General features: G+C 69.7%; 15 protein-coding genes. 5 read left to right on the forward strand and 10 right to left on the reverse strand.

Annotated features, from left to right (window positions below):
- Positions 1–7: 7 nt before the first annotated feature.
- The 5 genes from ctaD to GGR04_RS23820 all read right to left on the reverse strand — a co-directional run bounded on the left by ctaD (position 8) and on the right by GGR04_RS23820 (position 10102).
- Positions 8–2536, reverse strand: a complete 2529-nt coding sequence (ctaD, locus tag GGR04_RS01690) for a cytochrome c oxidase subunit I (RefSeq protein WP_183198978.1) — start codon at positions 2534–2536, stop codon at positions 8–10.
- Positions 2537–2559: 23 nt separating this feature from the next.
- Positions 2560–3612, reverse strand: coding sequence for a cytochrome c oxidase subunit II (locus tag GGR04_RS01695; RefSeq protein ID WP_183197214.1), 1053 nt, complete (start codon positions 3610–3612; stop codon positions 2560–2562).
- A gap of 253 nt (positions 3613–3865) precedes the next feature.
- Positions 3866–7402 carry an error-prone DNA polymerase gene (locus tag GGR04_RS01700; RefSeq protein ID WP_312857382.1) on the reverse strand — a complete coding sequence of 1179 codons (3537 nt, stop codon included), beginning with the start codon at positions 7400–7402 and terminating at the stop codon, positions 3866–3868.
- The gene (locus GGR04_RS01705) at positions 7399–9033 is read right to left on the reverse strand and encodes a Y-family DNA polymerase (protein WP_312857409.1); all 1635 of its coding nucleotides are present in this window, start codon (positions 9031–9033) and stop codon (positions 7399–7401) included. The genes GGR04_RS01700 and GGR04_RS01705 overlap by 4 nt, the downstream gene beginning before the upstream one ends.
- Positions 9014–10102 carry an ImuA family protein gene (locus GGR04_RS23820; protein WP_246392616.1) on the reverse strand — a complete coding sequence of 363 codons (1089 nt, stop codon included), beginning with the start codon at positions 10100–10102 and terminating at the stop codon, positions 9014–9016. Before GGR04_RS23820 ends, GGR04_RS01705 begins: the two co-directional genes overlap by 20 nt.
- Before the next feature lie 297 nt (positions 10103–10399).
- Here GGR04_RS23820 and GGR04_RS01710 point away from each other — a divergent pair, with 297 nt between their 5' ends.
- Complete coding sequence (locus tag GGR04_RS01710; RefSeq protein WP_183197218.1) at positions 10400–10822, forward strand: metallopeptidase family protein; 423 nt, start codon at positions 10400–10402, stop codon at positions 10820–10822.
- A 9-nt stretch (positions 10823–10831) separates the two neighbouring features.
- Here the strand turns inward: GGR04_RS01710 and GGR04_RS01715 are convergent, their stop codons facing one another.
- The 3 genes from GGR04_RS01715 to GGR04_RS01725 form a co-directional block, all read right to left on the reverse strand.
- Positions 10832–11536, reverse strand: a complete 705-nt coding sequence (locus tag GGR04_RS01715) for a TIGR02117 family protein (protein WP_312857383.1) — start codon at positions 11534–11536, stop codon at positions 10832–10834.
- Between the two features lie 112 nt (positions 11537–11648).
- Positions 11649–11855, reverse strand: coding sequence for a DUF1737 domain-containing protein (locus tag GGR04_RS01720; RefSeq protein ID WP_183197220.1), 207 nt, complete (start codon positions 11853–11855; stop codon positions 11649–11651).
- Entirely contained in the window at positions 11852–12751 is a 900-nt protein-coding gene (locus tag GGR04_RS01725) for an HpcH/HpaI aldolase/citrate lyase family protein (protein ID WP_183197221.1), read from the reverse strand. Before GGR04_RS01725 ends, GGR04_RS01720 begins: the two co-directional genes overlap by 4 nt.
- 162 nt (positions 12752–12913) lie before the next feature.
- On the opposite strand from GGR04_RS01725, the gene leuD reads away from it, so the two are divergent.
- Together leuD and GGR04_RS01735 are read left to right on the forward strand one after the other, a co-directional pair.
- A complete protein-coding gene (gene leuD / locus GGR04_RS01730) occupies positions 12914–13519 on the forward strand; it encodes a 3-isopropylmalate dehydratase small subunit (RefSeq protein ID WP_183197223.1) in 606 nt (201 codons plus the stop codon).
- 11 nt (positions 13520–13530) lie between these two features.
- Positions 13531–13929, forward strand: coding sequence for a RidA family protein (locus GGR04_RS01735; protein WP_183197225.1), 399 nt, complete (start codon positions 13531–13533; stop codon positions 13927–13929).
- A gap of 65 nt (positions 13930–13994) precedes the next feature.
- Here GGR04_RS01735 and GGR04_RS01740 read toward each other — a convergent pair whose 3' ends face one another.
- Positions 13995–16091, reverse strand: a complete 2097-nt coding sequence (locus GGR04_RS01740; RefSeq protein WP_246392618.1) for a HAMP domain-containing methyl-accepting chemotaxis protein — start codon at positions 16089–16091, stop codon at positions 13995–13997.
- Positions 16092–16449: 358 nt separating this feature from the next.
- Between GGR04_RS01740 and leuB the strand changes: the two genes are divergently transcribed.
- Entirely contained in the window at positions 16450–17565 is a 1116-nt protein-coding gene (gene leuB, locus GGR04_RS01745) for a 3-isopropylmalate dehydrogenase (RefSeq protein WP_183197227.1), read from the forward strand.
- A gap of 88 nt (positions 17566–17653) precedes the next feature.
- Here leuB and GGR04_RS01750 read toward each other — a convergent pair whose 3' ends face one another.
- Positions 17654–19309, reverse strand: a complete 1656-nt coding sequence (locus tag GGR04_RS01750; RefSeq protein WP_183197229.1) for an MFS transporter — start codon at positions 19307–19309, stop codon at positions 17654–17656.
- Between the two features lie 655 nt (positions 19310–19964).
- Between GGR04_RS01750 and GGR04_RS01755 the strand changes: the two genes are divergently transcribed.
- Positions 19965–20996: an aspartate-semialdehyde dehydrogenase gene (locus GGR04_RS01755; protein WP_183197231.1), complete on the forward strand. Its 1032-nt coding sequence runs from the start codon at positions 19965–19967 to the stop codon at positions 20994–20996.
- The last annotated feature ends 12 nt before the right edge of the window (positions 20997–21008 follow it).

A 21008-nucleotide genomic window follows, 5' to 3' on the forward strand; every position in this document is an offset into this window, starting at 1 on the left:
CCCAGCCTCAGACCGTCAGAGGGAAATAGGCGATCGTCAGCACCGTGACGAAGCCGGTGGCGGCGGCGAAGTGCCAGTAGAGCGCGACATTGGCGATATCGATGTCGTAGCGCGGGGTCAGCTTGCCGGCGAACGAGCGGGCCAGACAGTAGGAGAGCATCAGCGTGCCGACGCCGGCATGGAGAGCCGTCCAGATGCAGAGCACCCAGACCGTGGCCGGATAGACGTGGACGCTCGGCTGCAGGCCGCTGACGTGCGGCGCCCAGATCAGCGCGGCCGCCGCGCCGACCGAGGCGACGATGCCGACGATCATGAGAAGGCGCGACAGCATCACCCCGCCGCGCCGCAACTCGCGCCGCGCGAAGACCGCGCCCGCCCAGGCGGCCGCGAAGAGCCCGAGCGACACGCTTGGCCAGAGGAGGCCCGGACCGGTGGCGCCGGGCGGCGGGAAATCGGCATGGATGGTGAAGAAGAAGTAGTAGCCGAAGACGAGGCTGAGGAAGGCCGTGGCGTCGCCGATCATGGTGATGAACATCGCCCACCACGACACCGAATGCGGCCCGGAGACGTAGATCGGCAGCGTCAGGCCGAGGCCGACATATTTCTCGTCCTTCTCGGGAATGACGGCGGTGGCCTTCCACAGCCAGAACATGATGACGGCGATGGCGACCACGAGCGAGGCGAGCGTCAGGGTCCAGTAATGGAAGGTCGCGGCGATGAAGCAGCCGCCGAGGAAGAAGGCCGCGGCCATCGGCACGAAGGAGGGGCCGGGCACGCGCAGGCACTGGATGGGCTCGGCGTCGAGCACCGTCGTCACCATCGTCTCGCGCTTTCCCTCCTGCGCGTCCGGCAGGTAGAAGCGCCCCTTGTCCATGTCGTCGACGAGGCCGGGCTGATCCCAGAGCGGATAGCGCGACTTGATGATCGGCACGGAGCGCACGCCCCAGGGCTGGTCCGGCACCTCGCCCGACCATTCGAGCGTACCCGCGTTCCAGACGTTGCGGCTGGCATAGGGGTCCTTGCGCGGGCGCAGGATGTCGGCGACCACGATGAGGAAGCCGGCGGCGAAGACGAAGGCGCCGACCGTGGAGATGAGGTTCGGCAGTTCCAGCCCAAGGGCTGAGGGATAGGTGTAGACCCGGCGCGGCATGCCGATCATGCCGGAATAGTGCATCGGGAAGAACGCGACGTTGAAGCCGACGAACATCAGCCAGAACGCCACCTTGCCCCAGCTGTCGTGCAGCTTCCGCGACGAGACGATCGGCCAGTAGTAGTAGAGGCCGGCGACGATCGGAAAGAGCACGCCGCCGAGGATGACGTAGTGGAGATGCGCGACGATGAAGTAGGTGTCGTGCACCTGCCAGTCGAAGGGCGCGAGCGCCACCATGACGCCGGTGAGCCCGCCGAGCACGAAGATCGCGAGCGAGCCGGAGACGAAGAGCATCGGCACGGAATAGACGATGCGGCCGGCGAGACAGGTGGCGAGGAAGACGAAGATCTGGACGCCGGTGGGAATGGCCACCGCCTCGGACGCCGCCGAGAAGAAGCCGAGCGACATGGCCGGCAGGCCTGTCGTGAACATGTGGTGGACCCAAAGGCCGAACGACAGGAAGCCGGTGCCCACCGCCGCGAGCACGATCCAGGAATAGCCGACGAGCGGGCGCCGCGCGAAGGTCGGGATGATCATCGCGAAGAGCGCGATGGTCGGCAGGAAGATGATGTAGACCTCGGGGTGGCCGAAGATCCAGAACAGATGCTGCCAGAGCATCGGATCGCCGCCGCGCGTCGGGTCGAAGAACGGCCAGTCGAACAGGCGCTCCAGCTCGAACAGGATGTCGCCGGCGATCAGCGGCGGGAAGGCGAAGAGGATCATCGCCGCCACCACCAGCACGTACCAGGCGTAGAGCGGCATGAGGTTGAGGCGCATGCCCGGCGGGCGGCACTTCAGCGCCCCGACGATCAACTCGACCGCCGCGGCGATCGAGGCCACCTCGATGAAGGAGAGGCCGAGCAGCCAGATGTCGGCGCCGTAGCCGGGGGTGAAGCGCTCCTGCGTCGTCAGCGGCGGATACATGAACCAGCCGCTGTTCGGCGCCTGCCCGAAGAAGATGGAGCCGCAGACGAAGATGCCGCCGATGAGGAAGCACCAGTAGCCGAAGGCCGAGAGGCGCGGGAACGGCAGGTCGCGCGCGCCGAGCATCTGCGGCAGCAGGATCACCGCCACCGCCTCGAAGATCGGCACGGCGAAGAGGAACATCATCACCGTGCCGTGCAGCGTGTACACCTGGTTGTACATCGTCGCCGACAGGAAGTCGTTGTCGGGCACCGCCAGCTGCACGCGGATCATCAGCCCGAGCACGCCCGCGAACAGCATGAAGGCGAAGGCGGTGGCCGTGTACCAGACGCCGACCGTGGTGTTGTTGACGTCGGACCAGTAGCGCCAGCCCTTCGGCGTCTCCCAGACGCGGATCAGCCGCTCCTGCTGGCCGCGGCGCACGGCCTCGTTTTCCTGATCGGGATCCTCGGGGCGGCGCATCGCCAGAAGCTCGGCGGCGGCGCTCAACGAAGGGCTCCCAGCCAGGCTGCCATGTCGCGAAGCTCGGTCTCGGGCAGCATGCCGAAATCGGGCATCTGCACGCCCGGCTTCTCGTGTTCGGTGAACGCGACGAAGCGTGCGATGTTCTCAGGCGTCACGGGCAGGATTCCGGCGCCGAGCGTCTGGCGCGCGGCGAGATGGGTGAGATCGGGCCCGACGAGGCCGTTCGAATCGGTGCCGCGCACCTGATGACAGGCGCCGCAGCCGTTGCGCTCGAAGGCCGCGCGGCCGGGATGGTCGAGGACGGCCGCGGGCGACGCTTCCGCCGCGACCTTCTCGGCATAGGCCTCGCGGCTGACGACGCGCACGCGAAATCCCATCTGGGCATGCGCCGTGCCGCAGAACTCGGCGCAGATGCCGTTGTAGACGCCCTCGCGCGTCGGCTCGACCACCAGCCGGTTGATGCGGCCGGGAATGGTGTCGGTCTTGCCGGCGATGTTGGGCACCCAGAAGGAGTGGATGACGTCGGGGCTGCCCAGCAGGATCTCGGAGCGCTGGCCGACCGGCAGCCAGACCTCGTTGGCCGAGGGCACGCCCTCGCCCGACAGCGCCTTGGCGACGCCCGGCTGATCCGGCGTGTCGTAGTGGACGCGCCACCAGAAGCGCTCGCCCGAGACGGCGATGCGCGGCCCGTCGGCGGGGGCGCGGAAGTCCGGCATCATCCGTAGCCCGAAGACGAGCAGCGCCGTCAGCACCACCACGGGAAAGGCGACGCCGCCCCAGAGGATGAGGCGCAGACCGGATTTCTCGCTATGGGCTTCCGGATGCGCCTTCGTGGCATAGACGGAGATGCCCATCACCACGAGCCAGATGGCGGTGGCGCCGGCCAGCATGACCCAGAACAGATCGAGCACCCGCGCGGCCTCGGTGCCGGCGGGATCGAAGGTGGATTGCGGGCCCTGGCAGGCGGCGAGCGTCGCCGTCGCGATCAAGGCGAAGCCGAGGCGGGCGCGACGGCGAGTCGGTCCGCGGGATCGGTTGCAGAATGTCAGAGTCAGCCCCTCAGCTGAAGGCATGACGACCGTCCCGTCGCCCTGCCCCAGTCGTCAATGATCCCCGATGCCTCCAACGGCGACGGCCATCGCCTCGGTTTGGCCTCATTCTAAACAAGCTAAGCCAACGCCGAATTTTAGCTAGCACCGAATGGGTAAAACTCGCCTTATCACCTTCCTTTGATCGCGATCGAATGGTGCGCGGTCGTTTCCCGTCGTCCGTTACCAACTTTTCCCATGGTCGCGCGGGGCAGCGAGGCAACCCGACGGCCTGCCTTCAATGAAAGTTGCGGCCCTTCGGCAGCACGGCATGCACGTCGCGCGGGCCGGCGACATCCGCCGGAGGCGCCGGGAGAGACCGGGCGCGACCCTGGTCGAAGAGCGAGCGCACCGGCCCGGCCTCGCGCACGGGACGGCGCACCTCGTCGGCCCTCGCGAGAGCCGCGGCGAGAGCGCCGGCCGCGGACGCGATGGCGTCGGGCACCGGCGCGCCAGAGCCACGCGGGGTGACGTGCGAGCGCAGCGGCTTCTTCACGTGGTCGGTGGGACTGAGGATGCGGGCACCCTCCAGGCCCGCCGAGGAGAGCTGCGAGAGCAGCGGCGACAGGTCCTCGATCGATTCGGCGACGACGTGGATCACGTCGCGCTCGCTCTGCAGGCGCCCGCGCACCCGCACGAAGCGCGCGCCGAGCACCACCGGCCGGAAGCGCTCGAAGGTGGCGGGCCAGACGATGACGTTGGCGATGCCGCCCTCGTCCTCGATGGTCATGAAAATGGTGCCCTTGGCCGAGCCCGGACGCTGGCGGATGAGCACGAGGCCGCACACGTCCACCCGCCGGCCCGAACGCAAGCTCGCCAGCGCGGCGTTCGGCGCGATGCCGAGCTTGGCCAATGCGCTGCGCAGGAACGAGACCGGATGGGCCTTCAGTGACAGCGACAGGAACCGGTAGTCGTTGACCACCTCCTCGCCCATCGGCATCGGCGGCAGATGCACCGCCGCCTCGGGCCGCAGGTCGCCCCCCATGGCGCGCTCGAAGAGCGGCAGCGCGTCGGCGGCGGGGTCCAGCGCCTCCACCGCCCAGAGCGCGTCGCGCCGCGACAGGCCGAGCCCGGCGAAGGCGTCGGCGTCGGCCAGCCGCTCCATCGTGCGGCGGGGAAGCCCGGCGCGGCGCTGGAGATCCCAGACCGAATCGAACGGGCCGGACGTGTCGCGCACCCAGACCATGCGGCGCATCTCGCCTTCGGGAAGCCCCTTCACCTGCCGGAAGCCGAGGCGCACGGCGTGGCGGCTGCGCATCGCGTCGGCCATGGCGCGGTGGCGCGGGTGGATGCGATCCCGGTGCAGCGCGTCCGGCTCCAGCGCCTGGTCCCAGCGCGAGGCGTTGAGGCAGAGCGGCCGGATCTCGACGCCGTGCTCGCTCGCGTCGCGCACGATCTGCGCGGGCGCGTAGAACCCCATCGGCTGCGAGTTGAGGAGAGCGGCCGCGAAGACGTCGGGATAGTGGCACTTGATCCAGCAGGAGGCGTAGACGAGGAGCGCGAAGGAGGCCGCGTGGCTCTCGGGAAAGCCGTACTCGCCGAAGCCCTCGATCTGCCGGAAGCAGCGCTCGGCGAAGTCGCGCTCGTAGCCGTTCGCGACCATGCCCTCGACCATCTTGGCCTTGAAGCTCTCCACCTTGCCCGTGCGCTTGAAGGTCGCCATGGCGCGGCGCAGCTTGTCGGCCTCGGCGCCGGTGAAGCCGGCGGCGACCATGGCGATCTGCATCGCCTGCTCCTGGAACAACGGCACGCCCCAGGTTCGCTTGAGCACGGCCTTCAGTTCGTCCTTGGGATAGTCGACCTTTTCCAGCCCCATGCGGCGCTTGAGATAGGGATGCACCATGTTGCCCTGGATCGGGCCGGGCCGCACGATGGCGACCTGCACCACGAGATCGTAAAACTCGTTCGGCCGGAGCTTGGGCAGCATCGTCATCTGCGCCCTCGACTCGATCTGGAAGACGCCGAGCGTGTCCGCTCGGTGCGTCATAAGCCAGACCGGCTCGTTCCCGCGCGGAGCCTTGGGAAGCGTGTCGAGCGAGATCGGCCGGCCGTCCTGCGTGACCTCGCCGGGATAATGCGTCTCCAGCATCGCGAAGGCGCGGTAGAGGCAGGAGAGCATGCCGAGCGCCAGGATGTCGATCTTCAGGATGCCGAGCTCGTCGAGGTCGTCCTTGTCCCATTCGACGATGGTGCGCCCCTTCATGCCGGTGTTGAGCAGCGGCACGACCTCGTCCACCCGGCCGCGCGTCAGCACGAAACCGCCGACATGCTGGGAGAGATGGCGCGGCGATTCCATGAGTTCGGACGAGAGTTCGAGGACGTGGCGCGTGGTGACGTCGGTCGGCGAGAGGCCGGCGGCGCGGGCCTCGCGCTCGCCGAGGTCGGAGGGCGAATAGCCCCAGACGGAGGCCGCCAGCGCCGAGATCGCGTCGTCCGACAGGCCGAACGCCTTGCCGACCTCGCGCGCCGAGGAGCGCGTGCGGTAGCTGATCACGGTGGCCGCGATCGCGGCGTTGTCGCGGCCGTAGGTCTCGTAGATCCACTGAATCACCTCCTCGCGCCGCTCGTGCTCGAAGTCGATGTCGATGTCGGGCGGCTCGTCGCGATCGGGCGAGATGAAGCGCTCGAACAGGAGGCCGGTGATCTGCGGGTTCACCTCGGTGATGCCGATGCAGTAGCAGACGGTGGAGTTGGCGGCCGACCCGCGCCCCTGGCATAGGATGCCCTTTCGCCGCGCCGCCTGGACGATGCGATGCACGGTGAGGAAATACGGCTCGTATTTCAGCGTTTCGATGATCGCCATCTCGTGCTCGATCTGCGCCGACACTTTCGGAGGCACGCCGGTGGGGTAGCGCCAGCGCGCGCCCGCCTCGGCCAGCGCGCGCAACTCGGCGGCAGGGCTGCGGGTGAGGCGCAGGCCCTCGTCGGGATATTCGTAGCGCAGCGACTTCAGGTCGAAATCGAGCTCGCCGAAGAAGCGCCGCGCCTCGGCGATCGCTCCCTCGTGCCCCCGGAACAGGCGCAGCATCTCGCCCTCGTGCTTGAGACGGCGCTCGGCGTGCGGCCCCAGCCTGAAACCGGCCTCCGCGATCGGCACGTGCTCGCGAATGGCGGTGACGACGTCGGCCAGCCGGCGGCGGTCGGCGACGTGGTAGAACGCGTCGTTGGTGGCGAGCATCGGCGTGCGGGCGTCCGCCGCCAGCCGCGCGGCGCGCCCGAGCCGCCGGGCGTCGCCGCCGTCGTGACGCGGCGCCACGGCGAGCCGCACGGCGCGCGGGAAGGCCGCCCGCAAGGGACCGAGCGCGGCGCCGAGCCGGCGTTCCGCCTCCACCGGCGCCGCCCCCTCGCCGCCGAGCCCATCGGGCGCGAGCACCGCGAGGTTGATCCCCTCCCCCCATTCGAGGAGATCGGCGAGCCGCAGATGGCACTCGCCCTTGGCGGCGCGCAGGTTGCCGACCGTGAGCAGCCGGCAGAGCCGCCCCCAGCCGGCGCGGTCGCGCGGATAGGCGAAAATGTCGGGCGTCTCGTCGGCGAAGACGAGCCGAGCGCCTGGCCGGAAGGGAAAGCCGTCCTCGCGCGCCTGCCCGTAGCCGCGCACGACACCCGCCAACGTGTTGCGGTCGGCAAGGCCGAGGCCGCCGAGGCGCAAAGCCTTCGCCGCCGCCACCAGCTCGCGCGGATGCGAGACGCCGCGCAGGAACGAGAAGTTGGAGGCCGCGCCGATCTCGCAGAAGCCGGCGCCGGCGGGGATCACCCGCGGCTCGGCGGGACTCACGCGAAGAGGCCGTGCAGGAACCAGCCGGGCACCGGGCCGGCGGCGGGCGCCTCGCGGAAGAGCCAGTAGCGCCGGCCGTGGTCGTCCTCGACCTGAAAATAGTCGCGCTCGGGATGGGCCCCCTCGCGCCACCATTCGGGCGCGATGCGCTCGGGCCCTTCGATGCGCCCGACGCGGTAGAAGGCGCGGCGCCAGCGGAACTGGCGGATCGGCCCGTCCGGCACTTCGGCGGTGGCCTCCACGCGCTCGGGCGTCTCGAACAGGCGCAGCGGACGGGGGCCGAGCGCAGGCCGCAGGATCGGGACGGCGGCGGCGGCCGGGGCGCGGCGCGCCTGCGCCCGTTCGGGCCGGTGCGAGGCGACGTCGCCGAGGCCGAAGACGCAGGCCTCGCCGAGGCGCGTGCTCAGCCGGTCGAGAAGCTGCGTTAGGGTCTCCTCCGGGGCGCGCGGATCGTCGGCGAGATCGCGCTGGCGCTCCGCCATCGCCTCGCTCGCCAGCACCGAAAGGCGCACGAGATCGTAGCCGAAGCCCGCGTCGATCTCGTCGTCGGCCGCCTTCAGCCGCTCGGCGAAGAGGCGCTCGATGCGGGCGGCGTCGCGCAAGGGGGCGCCGGTGCGCACATGCAGGCGCTCGACCCGCCCGTCGACCCGGAAGAGCGCGAGTTCCACCAGCCGCGCCCCCTCGCCGCGCCGCTCCAGATCCTCGCGCAGCCGCGCGGCGAGATGGCCGACGAGGCGCAGGATGTCCTCCACCAGGCTGACCGGCTCGAAGAGGCGGCGCTCGTGGATGAGGAGCGGCACCGGGCGGCGCGGACCGATGGGCCGGCGCGCCGCGCCCGTAGCTTCGTCCAGCCGCCGGGCGAGATCGGCGCCGAAACGGCGCACGAGGCCGGCGCGCGGTAGGGCGAGGAGATCGCCGACGCGCACGAGGCCGAGGCGGCGCAGCGTGGCGGCAAGCGCGGGGTCCAGACGCAGGGCGCCGAGGCCGAGCGGCGCGACGGCCTCGCGCTCGGCGCCGGGCGGCACCTCCCTCCGCCCGCCCGCCCCCACGAGCGCCATCGCCGTGCCGGCGCAGGAGGCGAGCGCAGCCTCCGCGGCGAAACCCTGCCGGGCCAGATTGGCGAGGAGATCGGCGGCCAGCGCCGCCTCGCCGCCGAAGAGATGGGCGCAGCCGGACACGTCGAGCATCAGCCCGTCCGTGCCGTCGAGGGCGACGAGCGGCGTGTAGCGGTCGCACCAGTCGGCGACGGCATCGAGAAGGCGCGCGTCGGCGGCGGGGTCGGCGGGCTGCAGGTCGAGCGCGGGAAAGCGCGCCCGTGCCTCCGCCACCCCGAGGCCCGGCTGCAAGCCAAGCGCCTCGGCCTCCTGCGACAGGGCGACGATCCGGTCGGCGCCGGCGATCCGCTCGTACAGGGCGAGCGGCGTGAGCCCGGCGCAGGCGGTGTCGGCTTCGGGCCAGCGCGCGGCCGGGAGACCATGGCCGAGCGATCCCGCCCGTGCCGGCGGCCGGTGGGCGCTGCCGGCGGCGACGGGTACGGACAGGAGCCCCCCCGGCGCGGCGACCGAGGATGCCACGCCCCCTCCTCCCCGGATGCCGGTCGCCGGGCCCGCCTCAGCCCGCGCGGCGGGCACCGGGCCACGCCACGACCGGCCCAGACGCTCGCGCCGGATCCGGTCCGTCGACAGGCGCGGCAGCAGAAGCGCCAGGAAGCGCTGCGGCGGGCTCGAGGAAACGTCGGTCATGTCTGTTCCATTCGAGGAGCATGTGATCGGGGCGGCCGTCGCGCGATTTCTCGACGGCCAGACGAAAGCGGGGCGGACCGATGAGCCGGGGATCGGCGAGGCCGGGCACGGGCGCCGCGCGATGCGGCGCCACGTGGAGGCGCAGCGGCGCGGCGGTGGACTCGGCGAAGGCGCCCTGGCGCAGCAGGAGCACCGGCCGGCCGGCGTCGCGCGCGCGGGTTTGCAGCCGCCGCGTGCCCTCCAGCGAGAGCCGGGCCGGGTTTCCCTGCAGCTCCAGAAGGGTGAGCGCGGCCGCGCCCGAGCGCACCGCCTCCTCGGCCGCCCAGGCCGCCTCGTCCAGCCGGCGCGTGCGCACCATCACGAGCGCGTCGGGGTCGAGGCCGAAGCCGGCGAGGCCGGGGCGATAAGGCCAGCCGGCCTCGCCGAGCATCGGCGCCGCCGCGATCCAGATCACGGGCCGGCGGGCCGAGGCGCCGAAGAGCGCGGCGAGCGCCAGCGCGAAGCCGAGCGCCGCGCCGCCGTCGCGCACCGCATCGACGCGGATCTCGCTCAGCGCCGCCGCCGGAAAGCCGCCGCCGAGCAATCGGTCGGCGCGCTCGAGCCCGAGCGAGAGACGCTCGAACGACGCGGAACCGGACGAGGCGACGTGCGCGCGGATCGTAGGATCATTCTCCTTCGTCCGGGCGCCGCCGGCCTGCCGGTCCGGCTCCTCCATGCGGCAGGCCGGCTGCCCTTCGATCCGCCGGATCGCGCCCCGAAGCGCGGCGAGAGCGACGGGGCGGGGCTGCCGCGAAGGCTCGGCCGGCACGAGGTCTCCAGCGTCGTCGTCGCCCGCCTCGCCCTCATCGAACACCTCGGGCGCGCCGTCTTCGTCCTGTGAAACCGGCCAGTCGGAATGCCGATGCGACGAGGGCTTGGCGCGGCGTGACGCGTGATCTCCCATCCATTCCGACGCCATGACCGATCCCTTCGCCGATGGATGCCATCGTCGTCACAGCCGGTGGGATACCGACATATGTTCCACTTATGTTCCTATGGATTCCAGAGACGGCAGGGTGAGTCAAGAAAGGCGGAAGGGGATTATTTTCCTGTGGAAAAGGAACGAAATCTTGAGGACAAGTTCGCGGCGTCCCTCGCCGCAGGGGTTCGGCTGGGGATCGTGCGGACGAACGGTTGACGGGCGTGGGCGCGACCCGAATGTGTGGGAACCTGAGAGTCGGGCTCGCACCAGCCCCGGCGTCACGAAGGGGATCTCATGGGGCAACTCGATCAGACGAGCGACTGGGGCCGGCGACTGGCGCCGAGCCTGGAGGAGATCGAGGCGCTGGCGCTCGACGCCTATGCCTTGCTGCCGGACGCGTTCCGCGCCTTGTCGGGCGAGATCCGATTCCACGTCGCCGATTTTCCCGAGGACGACGTGGTGGAGGAAATGGGCCTGGAGACCCCCTTCGACATTCTCGGCCTCTTCGAGGGGCGTGCGGTGGCCGCGGTGGGCACGCCGCAGACCGGCGAGTTTCCCAACCGCATCCTGCTCTACCGCCGGCCCATCCTCGACTATTGGGCCGAGCACGAGGAGAGCCTCGGCACGCTCGTCGGCCATGTGCTCATCCACGAGATCGGCCACCATTTCGGCCTGTCGGACGAGGACATGGAAGCGCTGGAGGCGGCGGCCGACTAGCGTCCGCGCCTAGGAGCTCGTTGCCACGGGCGCGTGGAGCCGCAAGCCCCAGAGGAGAGAGGGCGGCAGGGGCGACCAGAGGCCGGTGGGAAGGCCTGCCGCGCGCAGCGCCGCCGCGGTCCAGGTGTTGCAGCCGAGAAGCAGGTTAAAGCGCCCGCGCGCCTCGTAGAACCGGTCGAAAGCCCCGTAGGCCGCGCCCGGCAGCACACGCGGCGTGCCGTCCGCGCCCGGCTCGAAGCTCTCCTCGACGAAGCCGACGAGCGCTGCGAAGGCGGCATCCGAGAGGTCCAGCCGCAGGAGGCCGGGCTGCTCCTCAGAGACCCGGCCGCCGAGCGAGACATGCAGCACCGAGCGGTCGAGCGTCACCGAGCGCCAGACGGCATCCATCGTGAGATCGGCCCAGGTCGGGGTCTGCGTGTAGAAGGCCCGGCCGCCCCAGCCGACGACGATCGTGGCGAGGTCGGGATGATCGAGCGGCAGGCCGTCGCGCGCCAGGAAGCCGAAGCGCGCCAGCATCTCCGGCGTCGCCGGCAGGAGGATGTCGGTGTGGATCGGGTTGGCCGCGAGATAGACCGCCGTTCGGCCCGTGGCCGTTCCGGCCGGCGGAAAGTCGCGGTCGGCGGCGCGCGGCACCACGATGCCGAGCAGAGCGAGGCTGAGGAGGACGCATACGAGCGCCGCCAGCCCCGCCAGCGCATGGCCGAGCCGCCTCACCGCCGCGTGCCCAAGCGCCCGCAGCCTTCGCTGCCACGCCGGGTGCCCGGCACGGGACGCGCCCTCCCTGCGACGCGGCGCGCGGGCCCTGCCGCAGCGCGCCGCCGGGCGCTCACTGCTCGCCGAGCTTCATGTCGGAGGCGTAGGTCTTGCCTTCCACGGTCTTCACCACGGCCTGCGCGCATTTCATCACGCCGGCCGCGGCGTCGAACCCGTAGGCCGGGCTGCCCTGCAGCTCCCAGCCCTTGGCGAGAGCATCGCAGATCCGGTGGCAGAAGGCGGCGTCGTCGGGGCCGGTGATCAGGCGGTAGAGCTTCATGACGGGAGGTCTCCTCGGCGTTGCGCGATGGTTCGGGCCCACGCCAGCAGCGCCTCGGCCCGCATGAGATGAAGGCGCTCGACCATGCGGGCGCCGATGCGGATGACGCCGCGCCCGGCCGCGATGGGCTCGGCGAAGCCGGCGACGATCGCCTCGGCCTCGGCGATCTCCTCGGCGCTCGGCGAAAAGGCGGCCTCGGTGGCTTCGATCTGCGCGGGATGGATCAGCGTCTTGCCGGCGAAGCCGAGCGCCCGCCCCTGCCGGCATTCGGCGGCGAAGCCCTCGCGGTCGGCGACATCGTTGTAGACGCCGTCGAGAATGGGAATGCCGGCGGCCCGGCCCGCGACGAGCATCGGCCCGAGCCAGGGCATGAGTTCGGGCCGGCCGGGCGAGAGGCGCAGGCCCGCCTCGGCGACGAGGTCGTTCGGCCCCGCGACCAGCGCGCCGAGCGCATGGTGCGGCGCGGCGTCGGCGATCGCCTGGACGTTGGCGACGCCCCGCGCCGTCTCGACCATCGCCCAGAGACGCATCGCGGCCGGCGCGTCGGTCTCGACCAGCGCGCGGCTGGCCTCGTGCAGCCGCGACGGCCCGTCGACCTTCGGCAGGACGATGACGTCGACGCGCGCGCCCCGTGCCATGAGCAGGTCTTCCGTGCCGTGGCGGGTGTCCAGCGGATTGATGCGCACCGCTCGCAGCGGCCCTGTGGGGGCGCCCCGCAGCGTGAGGAGGTGGGTGCGCAGCGCCTCGCGCGCGGCGTCCTTCTCGTCTTCGGCCGCGGAATCCTCGAGATCGAAGATCAACGCGTCGACGGTGAGGCTCGCGGATCGGGCGAGCGCGCGCGGGTTGGCGGCGGGAACGAAGAGGACGGAGCGCAGGAGCGGATCGGCGGACACCATGGCCGCTGATCTGCCCGATCTCGCACCGTCCGGCAAGCCGGTGGACGGATCGCCCCGGCGCCGCCCTTTCGCCGCCGGGGCGATCGGGTGTAGGACGGCGCATCGCCCCTCGCCGTCTCGCCGCTCGTCGTCTAGCCCCTCGTCGTCAGAAGGACCGGTTCCATGCAGAAGTTCGACCACCTGACCGGCGTCGCCGCGCCGCTGCCCATCCTCAACGTCGACACCGACATGATCATTCCCAAGGACTACCTGAAGACGATCAAGCGCACGGGGCTCGGCGTCGGCCTCTTCGCCAACCTGCGCTACCGCGAGGACGGCTCGGAGAACGAGAGCTTCGTGCTCAACCGGCCGGCCTACCGGCAAGCCGAAATCCTCGTCACCGGCGACAATTTCGGCTGTGGCTCCTCGCGCGAGCACGCGCCCTGGGCGCTGCTCGACTTCGGCATCCGCTGCGTGATCTCCACCTCGTTCGCCGACATCTTCTATAACAACTGCTTCAAGAACGGGATCCTGCCGATCCGCGTGACGCAAGGCCAGCTCGACGCGCTTCTGGCCGACGCCGAGAAGGGCGCGAACGCCACGCTCTCGGTGGATCTGGAAGCGCAGGAGATCCGCCGGCCGGACGGCGGCACGATCGCCTTCGAGATGGACCCGTTCCGCAAGCATTGCCTGCTCAACGGGCTCGACGATATCGGCCTGACGCTGGAGCGCGAAGGCGACATCACGACGTTCGAAGAGAAGCTCGCCTCCGAGCGTCCCTGGGCCTGAGGGCGGGCGAGGTGAGCGACCGGAAGGACACGGGACGGCGGCTCGTCTCCACCGGCTCGCCCTTCGAGCGGCAGGCCGGCTACTCGCGCGCGGTGGCCGATGGCCCCTGGTGCTTAGTTTCGGGCACCACCGGCTACGACTACGCCGCGATGACCATGCCCGGCGACGTCGGGGCGCAGGCCGAGAACGCGCTGCGAACGATCGAGGCGGCGCTGAGCGAGGCCGGCTTCTCGATGACGGACGTGGTGCGCGTTCGCACCATCGTCACGGACGCGGCGTTCCAGGACGCCGTCTTCGCGGTGACCGGACGCTGGTTCGGCGAGATCCGCCCGGCCGCCACCCTGCTCGTCGCCGGGCTGATCCGGCCGGAGATGAAGGTCGAGATCGAGGCGACGGCCTTTCGTCGATGACCCCATAAGAGAATGGCCCGGCTGCGGGTGCAACCGGGCCATTCTCGTCACGAGGCGTGCTGGGATCAGGAGCTCATGCGCTCGAAACCGCCGCCGCCGAGGTCGAAGTCGAAGCCGTCGTCGGCCTTCGGCTTGGCCGGAGACCGCGCGGCGGCGAAGCTCACGGCACTCGCCTGAAGGCGATGCACGGGGAGTTCGCTCACCGCCGCCGGTGCCCGCGCCTCGTTCGGGATCGCGACGGGAACCCCGACGCCGACACCCACACCGACCGGCGTCGTCTCGCCCTCGGCCAGCTTGAAGAAGGCGGCGCGTTCGTTCAGACGGCCGGCTTCCGCGGATAGCTGTCCCGAAGTCGCCGACATCTCGTTGGCGGCGCCGGAATTGGCCTGCGTCACCTGGTCGAGCTGCTGGATCGCCTGGTTGATCTGCTCGACGCCGATCGTCTGCTCGCGGCAGGCCGCCGAGATCTCGGTGATGAGTTCGGCCGTGCGCTGGATGTCGGGCACCAGCGCCGAGAGCATGCGGCCGGCATCCTCCGAGATGACCAGCGTCTGCGAGGACAGCGTGCCGATCTCGGCCGCGGCCTGCTGCGAGCGCTCGGCGAGCTTGCGCACCTCGGACGCCACCACCGCGAAACCCTTGCCATGCGGGCCGGCGCGGGCCGCCTCGATCGCCGCGTTCAGCGCCAGAAGGTCGGTCTGGCGGGCGATCTCCTGCACCACCTGGATCTTCTGGGCGATGGTGCGCATCGCCTCGACGGAATGGGCCACCGCCTCGCCCGTCTTCTCGGCGCTGATGCTGGCCTGCGCCGCGATCTTCTCGGTGGTAGAAGCGTTGTCGGCGTTCTGACGGATGTTGGCCGTCATCTCCTCCATCGCGGCCGAAGCCTGCTCGGAGGCCGCGGCCTGCTCGGTCGAGCCCGACGAGAGCTGGTCGGCGGTGGCGGCGGACTGCGCCGAGCCGGAGGCCACCTGTCCCGCCGAGACGCGCACGTCCGAGACGATCGAGGCGAGATGCAGGCGCATCGCGTTCATCGAGCGCAGCAGGTCGCCGATCTCGTCCCGGCCCTTCGCTTCGACGGACGTGGTGAGATCGCCGCCGCCGATGGCATCGGCGAGATCCAGCGAGCGCTTCAGCCCACGCGAGATCGACACCGCCATGATCGCCGCCGCGAGGGCGCCGAGGATCGCGGCCGCGGCGACAAGCGCCGTCAGCATCAGGCGGGTCGAGGCGTAGGACTGGGTGGTCGCCGCTACGAACTCGGCGGCGACGCCGCGTTCCGCGTCGAGCTGTTCGCGCAGGCGCGCCTCGAATCGCTGCGCCACCGGCATCACCTTCTGCGCGTTGAGCTCGGCGGCGCGGGTGTTGTCGTTGGCGAGGCCGCCCGCCACCCACTCGTTCATCGCCGAGCGGAAGGCCGCCCAGTTCTTCTCGACCTTCTCAAGGCGCGGCAGAAGATTGGGGCTGACGGCACCGCGAACCTGATTGAGGAGCGAGTCCATCTGCGTGGTGGCCGCCTTGACGTTGCGGGCGATGGCGGCAAGCTTGGCGTCGTCGCTTTCGAGCAGCGCCTGCGCCGACATCATCTTGAGCTCTGGGAACCGGACGCGAATGTCGGAGATGACCTGCTGGGCGATGGCGCTGAGCGGCGTCTGCGTCGCATTCTTGATCGCGCTCTGCAGCTGCAGAAGATCGCCCGAGATGCCGCGTGACAGCGGCTCGGCCTTCGCCATGGCCTCGATCGCATCCGACCGCCGGGTCGTCATGGCCAGCGGCAGCGCCTCTCCGAAGCCCGCCTTCAGCTCCGTCAGCGTGGCCTGCAGATCGGCGGCCTGGGCCCGGCGCGCCTCGGGAAGACTGGCGAGATAGGCTTCGAGCGACGTCGCCATCGAGGCGCTGGCGGCTTCGAACTCGCCGACCAGTGCGTTCGTTCCCGCCTCGTCCTCGCTGAGGACGATCTCGACGAGAGCCCGGCGCGAAGCGTTCTGCAGGGTCAGGAGATCGGACAGACGCTGGACCTGCTGGAACGGACCCGTCGCGAAGTCGTCGGCCCGCTCGTTGGCCGCACCCAGACTTTGGATTCCCGCCCAGCCCGCCACGGCCGACAGGATGACCACGGATGCGAAGGACGCGGCGAGTTTGGTTTTGATCGACAGTCGCATGGGAGCCTTCGACGCTTTGATCCGAGACTGTCCGGATCGTCGTCGTCACCGTGCGCCGAACCGCTGAATCGCCGATGAATCCGGTTCCGGGAAAAGCACGCTATTGGGCTAGATGGTAAAGCAATTGATACACCTGCCTTGCCATTCCCCTGCCGCCGCGGAATGATCCCGCCTGCGCCCGTCCGTTCTGCGCAGACCGGGAGCCTTCGCCCGAGGGCCGCGCGAGCTTCGGGACCGTTGCGGAGCCCGCGGGCAAAAAGGCTTTGGCCCACGGCACGACGCCGTTGTACGACGCTGGGAAACGACGACCGGACGGGATCGCCCCGACCCGCACCGCCCCAGCGAAGGACGAACGCCGATGACGACGCGCAAACTGCTGCTCCTGCCCGGCGACGGCATCGGCCCCGAGGCCATGGGCGAGGTCTCGAAGATCATCGCGATCCTCAACGACGAGGCGGCGGCGGGCTTCGAGACCGAGACCGGGCTCGTCGGCGGCGCGGCCTACGACGCGCATGGCGCGGCGATCTCGGACGCCGACATGGCGCGCGCCACGGCAGCCGACGCGGTGCTCTTCGGGGCGGTTGGCGGACCGAAATGGGACGCGGTTCCCTACGACCTGCGTCCCGAGGCGGGCCTCCTGCGCCTTCGCAAGGAGATGGCGCTGTTCGCGAACCTGCGCCCCGCCATCTGCTATCCCGCGCTGGCCGAGGCCTCGTCGCTGAAGCGCGAGCTGGTGGACGGGCTCGACATCCTCATCGTGCGCGAACTCACCGGCGGCGTCTATTTCGGCTCGCCGAAGGAGATCGTCGATCTCGGAAACGGCCAGAAGCGCGGCGTCGACACGCAGGTCTACGAGACCTACGAGATCGAGCGCATCGCCCGCGCCGCCTTCGAGGCCGCCCGCACCCGCCACGGCAAGGTCACCTCGATGGAGAAGCGCAACGTCATGAAGACGGGCGTTCTCTGGAACGAGGTGGTCAGCCGGATCGGGCGCGACGAATATCCGGACGTGCGGCTCGAACACATGCTGGCGGACGCCGGCGGCATGCAGCTGGTGCGCGCGCCCAAGCAGTTCGACGTCATCGTCACCGACAATCTCTTCGGCGACATGCTCTCCGACATCGCGGCGATGCTGACGGGTTCGCTCGGCATGCTGCCCTCCGCCTCGCTCGGCGCGGTGGATGCGGCGACCGGCACGCGCAAGGCGCTCTACGAGCCCGTGCACGGCTCGGCGCCCGACATCGCCGGAAAGGGTATCGCCAACCCGATCGCGATGATCGCCTCCTTCGCGATGATGCTGCGCTACTCCTTCGCGATGACGCGCGAGGCCGACGCGCTGGAGGCGGCGATCGCCGGCGTGCTCGAAGCGGGCACGCGCACCGGTGACATCATGGCGCCCGGCTGCCGGCAGGTGGGCACCACCGAGATGGGCGACGCGGTGGCCGCGGCGCTGCGCGGTACGCTTGCGGCCTGACCCTCTCCTCCTTTGCGGGTTCCAACGAAAAGGGCCCCGGCGTCGCCGCCGGGGCCCTTTTCTTGACGAGGGGACCGCTCGGTCCCGTTCAGTCCGCGAGGTCGACGCCCTTCTTCTCACGCACGAAGATGACGCCGATCACGACGGTCAGCAGCGCGAAGATCACCGGGTACCAGAGGCCCGCGAAGATATCGCCGGTGGAGGCGACGATCGCGAAGGAGGTCGCCGGCAGCAGGCCGCCGAACCAGCCGTTGCCGATATGGTAGGGCAGCGACATGGCGGTGTAGCGGATGCGGGTCGGGAAGAACTCCACCAACGCGGCTGCGATCGGACCGTAGACGATGGTGACGTAGACGACCATGATCGTCAGGATCGCGATGACCTTCAGCGCCTGCCCGTTGCCGAGCGCCGAGAAGAACCCATCGATCTTGACCTTGGCCGGATCGGTGGCCGACGGATAGCCGGCCGCCACCATGGCGGGGCCGAGCGCGGCAGTGAAGCCGGCCGCGTCGGTGAAGGCGATCGGCGTGCCGCCGTTGACGACGAGCTGGGCAGGGGTCCCGGCCGGCGCCGAGGTCTGCGTGTAGCGATAGGCCTGCTGCGACATGGTCCGGCGCATCACGTCGCAGGGGCTGGTGAAGACCCGGATGCTCACCGGATCGAAGAGCGATCCGCAGGTCGCGGGGTCGGCCACCACTTCGGCGCGCACCGTTTCGATGGCGTTCGAGTAGGTCGGGTTGGCGGCCGAGGTGAGCGCCCCGAAGAGCGGGAAGTAGGTCAGCGCGGCCAGCAGGCAGCCTGCCAGGATCACGGGCTTTCGCCCGATCCGGTCCGACAGGCTGCCGAAGATCAGGAAGCCGGGCGTCGCGATGATCAGCGCCCAGGCGATGAGGACGTTCGCCGTCAGAAGATCGATCTTCAGCACTGTCTGGAGGAAGAACAGCGCGTAGAACTGCCCGGTGTACCAGACGACAGCCTGACCGATGACGAGGCCGAACAGCGCGATCAGCACGATCTTGCCGTTCTTCCAGTTGCCGAAGGCTTCGGAGAGCGGCGCCTTGGACTGGGTGCCCTCCTCCTTCATCTTCTGGAAGATCGGCGATTCGTGCATCTGCAGGCGGATGTAGGTCGAGATGATGAGGAGCACGATCGACAGGAGGAAGGGAATGCGCCAGCCGCCCTCGAGGCCGAGGAAGAGCGGCTGCGAGGTCTGGAAGGCGTCCTCGCCGAGGTTGAGGCGCAGCGTCACGATGACGGCGAGCGACAGGAGCAGACCCATCGTGGCGGTCGTCTGGATCCAGGCCGTGTAGAAGCCGCGGCGGTTGCGCGGCGAATGCTCGGCCACGTAGACCACTGCGCCGCCGTATTCGCCGCCGAGGGCCAGACCCTGCGCCATGCGCAGGAGCACGAGGATGATGGGCGCGGCGACACCGATCTGGTCGTAGCTCGGCAGCAGGCCGACCGCGAAGGTCGACAGGCCCATGATCAAGATCGTCAGGAGGAACGTGTACTTGCGGCCGACGAGATCACCCAGGCGGCCGAAGACGAGCGCGCCGAACGGGCGCACGAGGAAGCCGGCGGCGAAGGTGAGCAGCGCGAAGATCGCCTGCGTGGCCGGCGGAAACTGCGAGAAGAACTGACGACCGATGATCGTCGCGAGCGTCCCGTAGAGATAGAAGTCGTACCACTCGAAGACGGTGCCGAGCGAGGAGGCGATGATCACCTTCCTCTCCCGTTTCGTCATCGGGGTCCTGGCCGGTTCCCCTGCCGCACTGTGCTGATAGCTCGCCACTCTTTCCCTCCCGGTCTGCCATGCGTAGGGCAGCATCGTGCCTTGGTGGCACAACCCGGACGCTAACGGTTTTCAACGAAATGGAAAGCATCATTCGCCGCGGTTCGGCCACAATCTCGCCCCCTCGCCTCGCTTTTGCGTGAACGGGGGAACTCGCGGTCGTCTCGATCCTTGTTGCTGGCAGAGAGCAATCGGAGAGACGATCATGATCCGCGGTATCATCAAGGCCCTGTTCGTTGGTTGGGTGACGAAGAAGTTCGCCGAGCGCAGCGCGCGCCGCAACGGCACCGTGGCGGCCAACAGCTACCCGGACCGCCGCGTCTGAGACGACGCACCGACGACGTGATGCGACGAGGACCGGCACCGAAAGGTGGCCGGTCTTTTCGTTCATGGGGCCTTTTGGCTCATCGGCGGCACGAACCCTCCGCCCTGGCGACCCCGGCTCTGGCCCGATTGACTCCCGGGCCGCGCGGGCGCATATCGCGTTCCCATGTTCACGCGCTCCACCACCAAAACTGCGATTATCTGATCCCTCGTCCCGCGCTCCCCCGGGACGGGGTTCCGAGCGCATGACGAGGTCGCGGGGGGCGAAGGACAGGGTCACACCATGGGTTACAAGGTTGCGATCGTCGGCGCGACGGGCAATGTCGGCCGCGAGATGCTCAACATCCTCGAGGAGCGCGGGTTTCCCGCCGACGAGGTCGTGGCAATCGCGTCGCGCCGCTCTCAGGGCACCGAGGTCTCGTTCGGCGACAAGACGCTGAAGGTGAAGGCGCTCGAGACCTACGACTTCGCGGGCACCGACATCTGCCTGATGTCGGCGGGCGGTTCGGTGGCGCTGGAATGGGCCCCGAAGATCGCCGCCAAGGGCTGCGTCGTCATCGATAACTCCTCGGCCTTCCGCTACGACCAGGACGTGCCGCTGATCGTGCCGGAGGTGAATGCCGACGCGGTGGCGGGCTTCACGCGCAAGAACATCATTGCCAACCCCAACTGCTCCACCGCGCAGCTCGTGGTGACGCTGAAGCCCCTGCACGACCACGCCACGATCCGGCGCGTCGTCGTCTCGACCTACCAATCGGTCTCGGGCGCCGGCAAGGACGGCATGGACGAGCTGTTCCAGCAGTCGCGCGCCGTGTTCGTGGCCGATCCGACGACCAACAAGAAGTTCACCAAGCGCATCGCCTTCAACGTCATTCCCCATATCGACGTCTTCATGGAAGACGGCTCGACGAAGGAGGAATGGAAGGTGATGGTCGAGACCAAGAAGATGCTCGACCCGAAGATCAAGGTGACCTGCACGGCGGTGCGGGTGCCCGTGTTCATCGGCCATTCCGAGAGCGTCAACATCGAGTTCGAAAACCCGATCACGGCCGACGAGGCGCGCGCCATCCTGCGCCAGGCGCCGGGCTGCCTCGTCGTCGACAAGCACGAGGACGGCGGCTACATCACGCCGATCGAGACGGCCGGCGAGGACGCGACCTACATCAGCCGCATCCGCGAGGACCAGACGATCGAGAACGGCCTCAACCTTTGGATCGTCGCCGACAACCTGCGCAAGGGCGCGGCGCTCAACGCCGTGCAGATCGCCGAGCTCCTGATCAACCGCAAGCTGATCGGCACCAAGAAGGCGGCCTGATCGCTCAACTCA

Source organism: Aureimonas pseudogalii, assembly GCF_014196835.1.
GTDB lineage: Bacteria > Pseudomonadota > Alphaproteobacteria > Rhizobiales > Rhizobiaceae > Aureimonas > Aureimonas pseudogalii.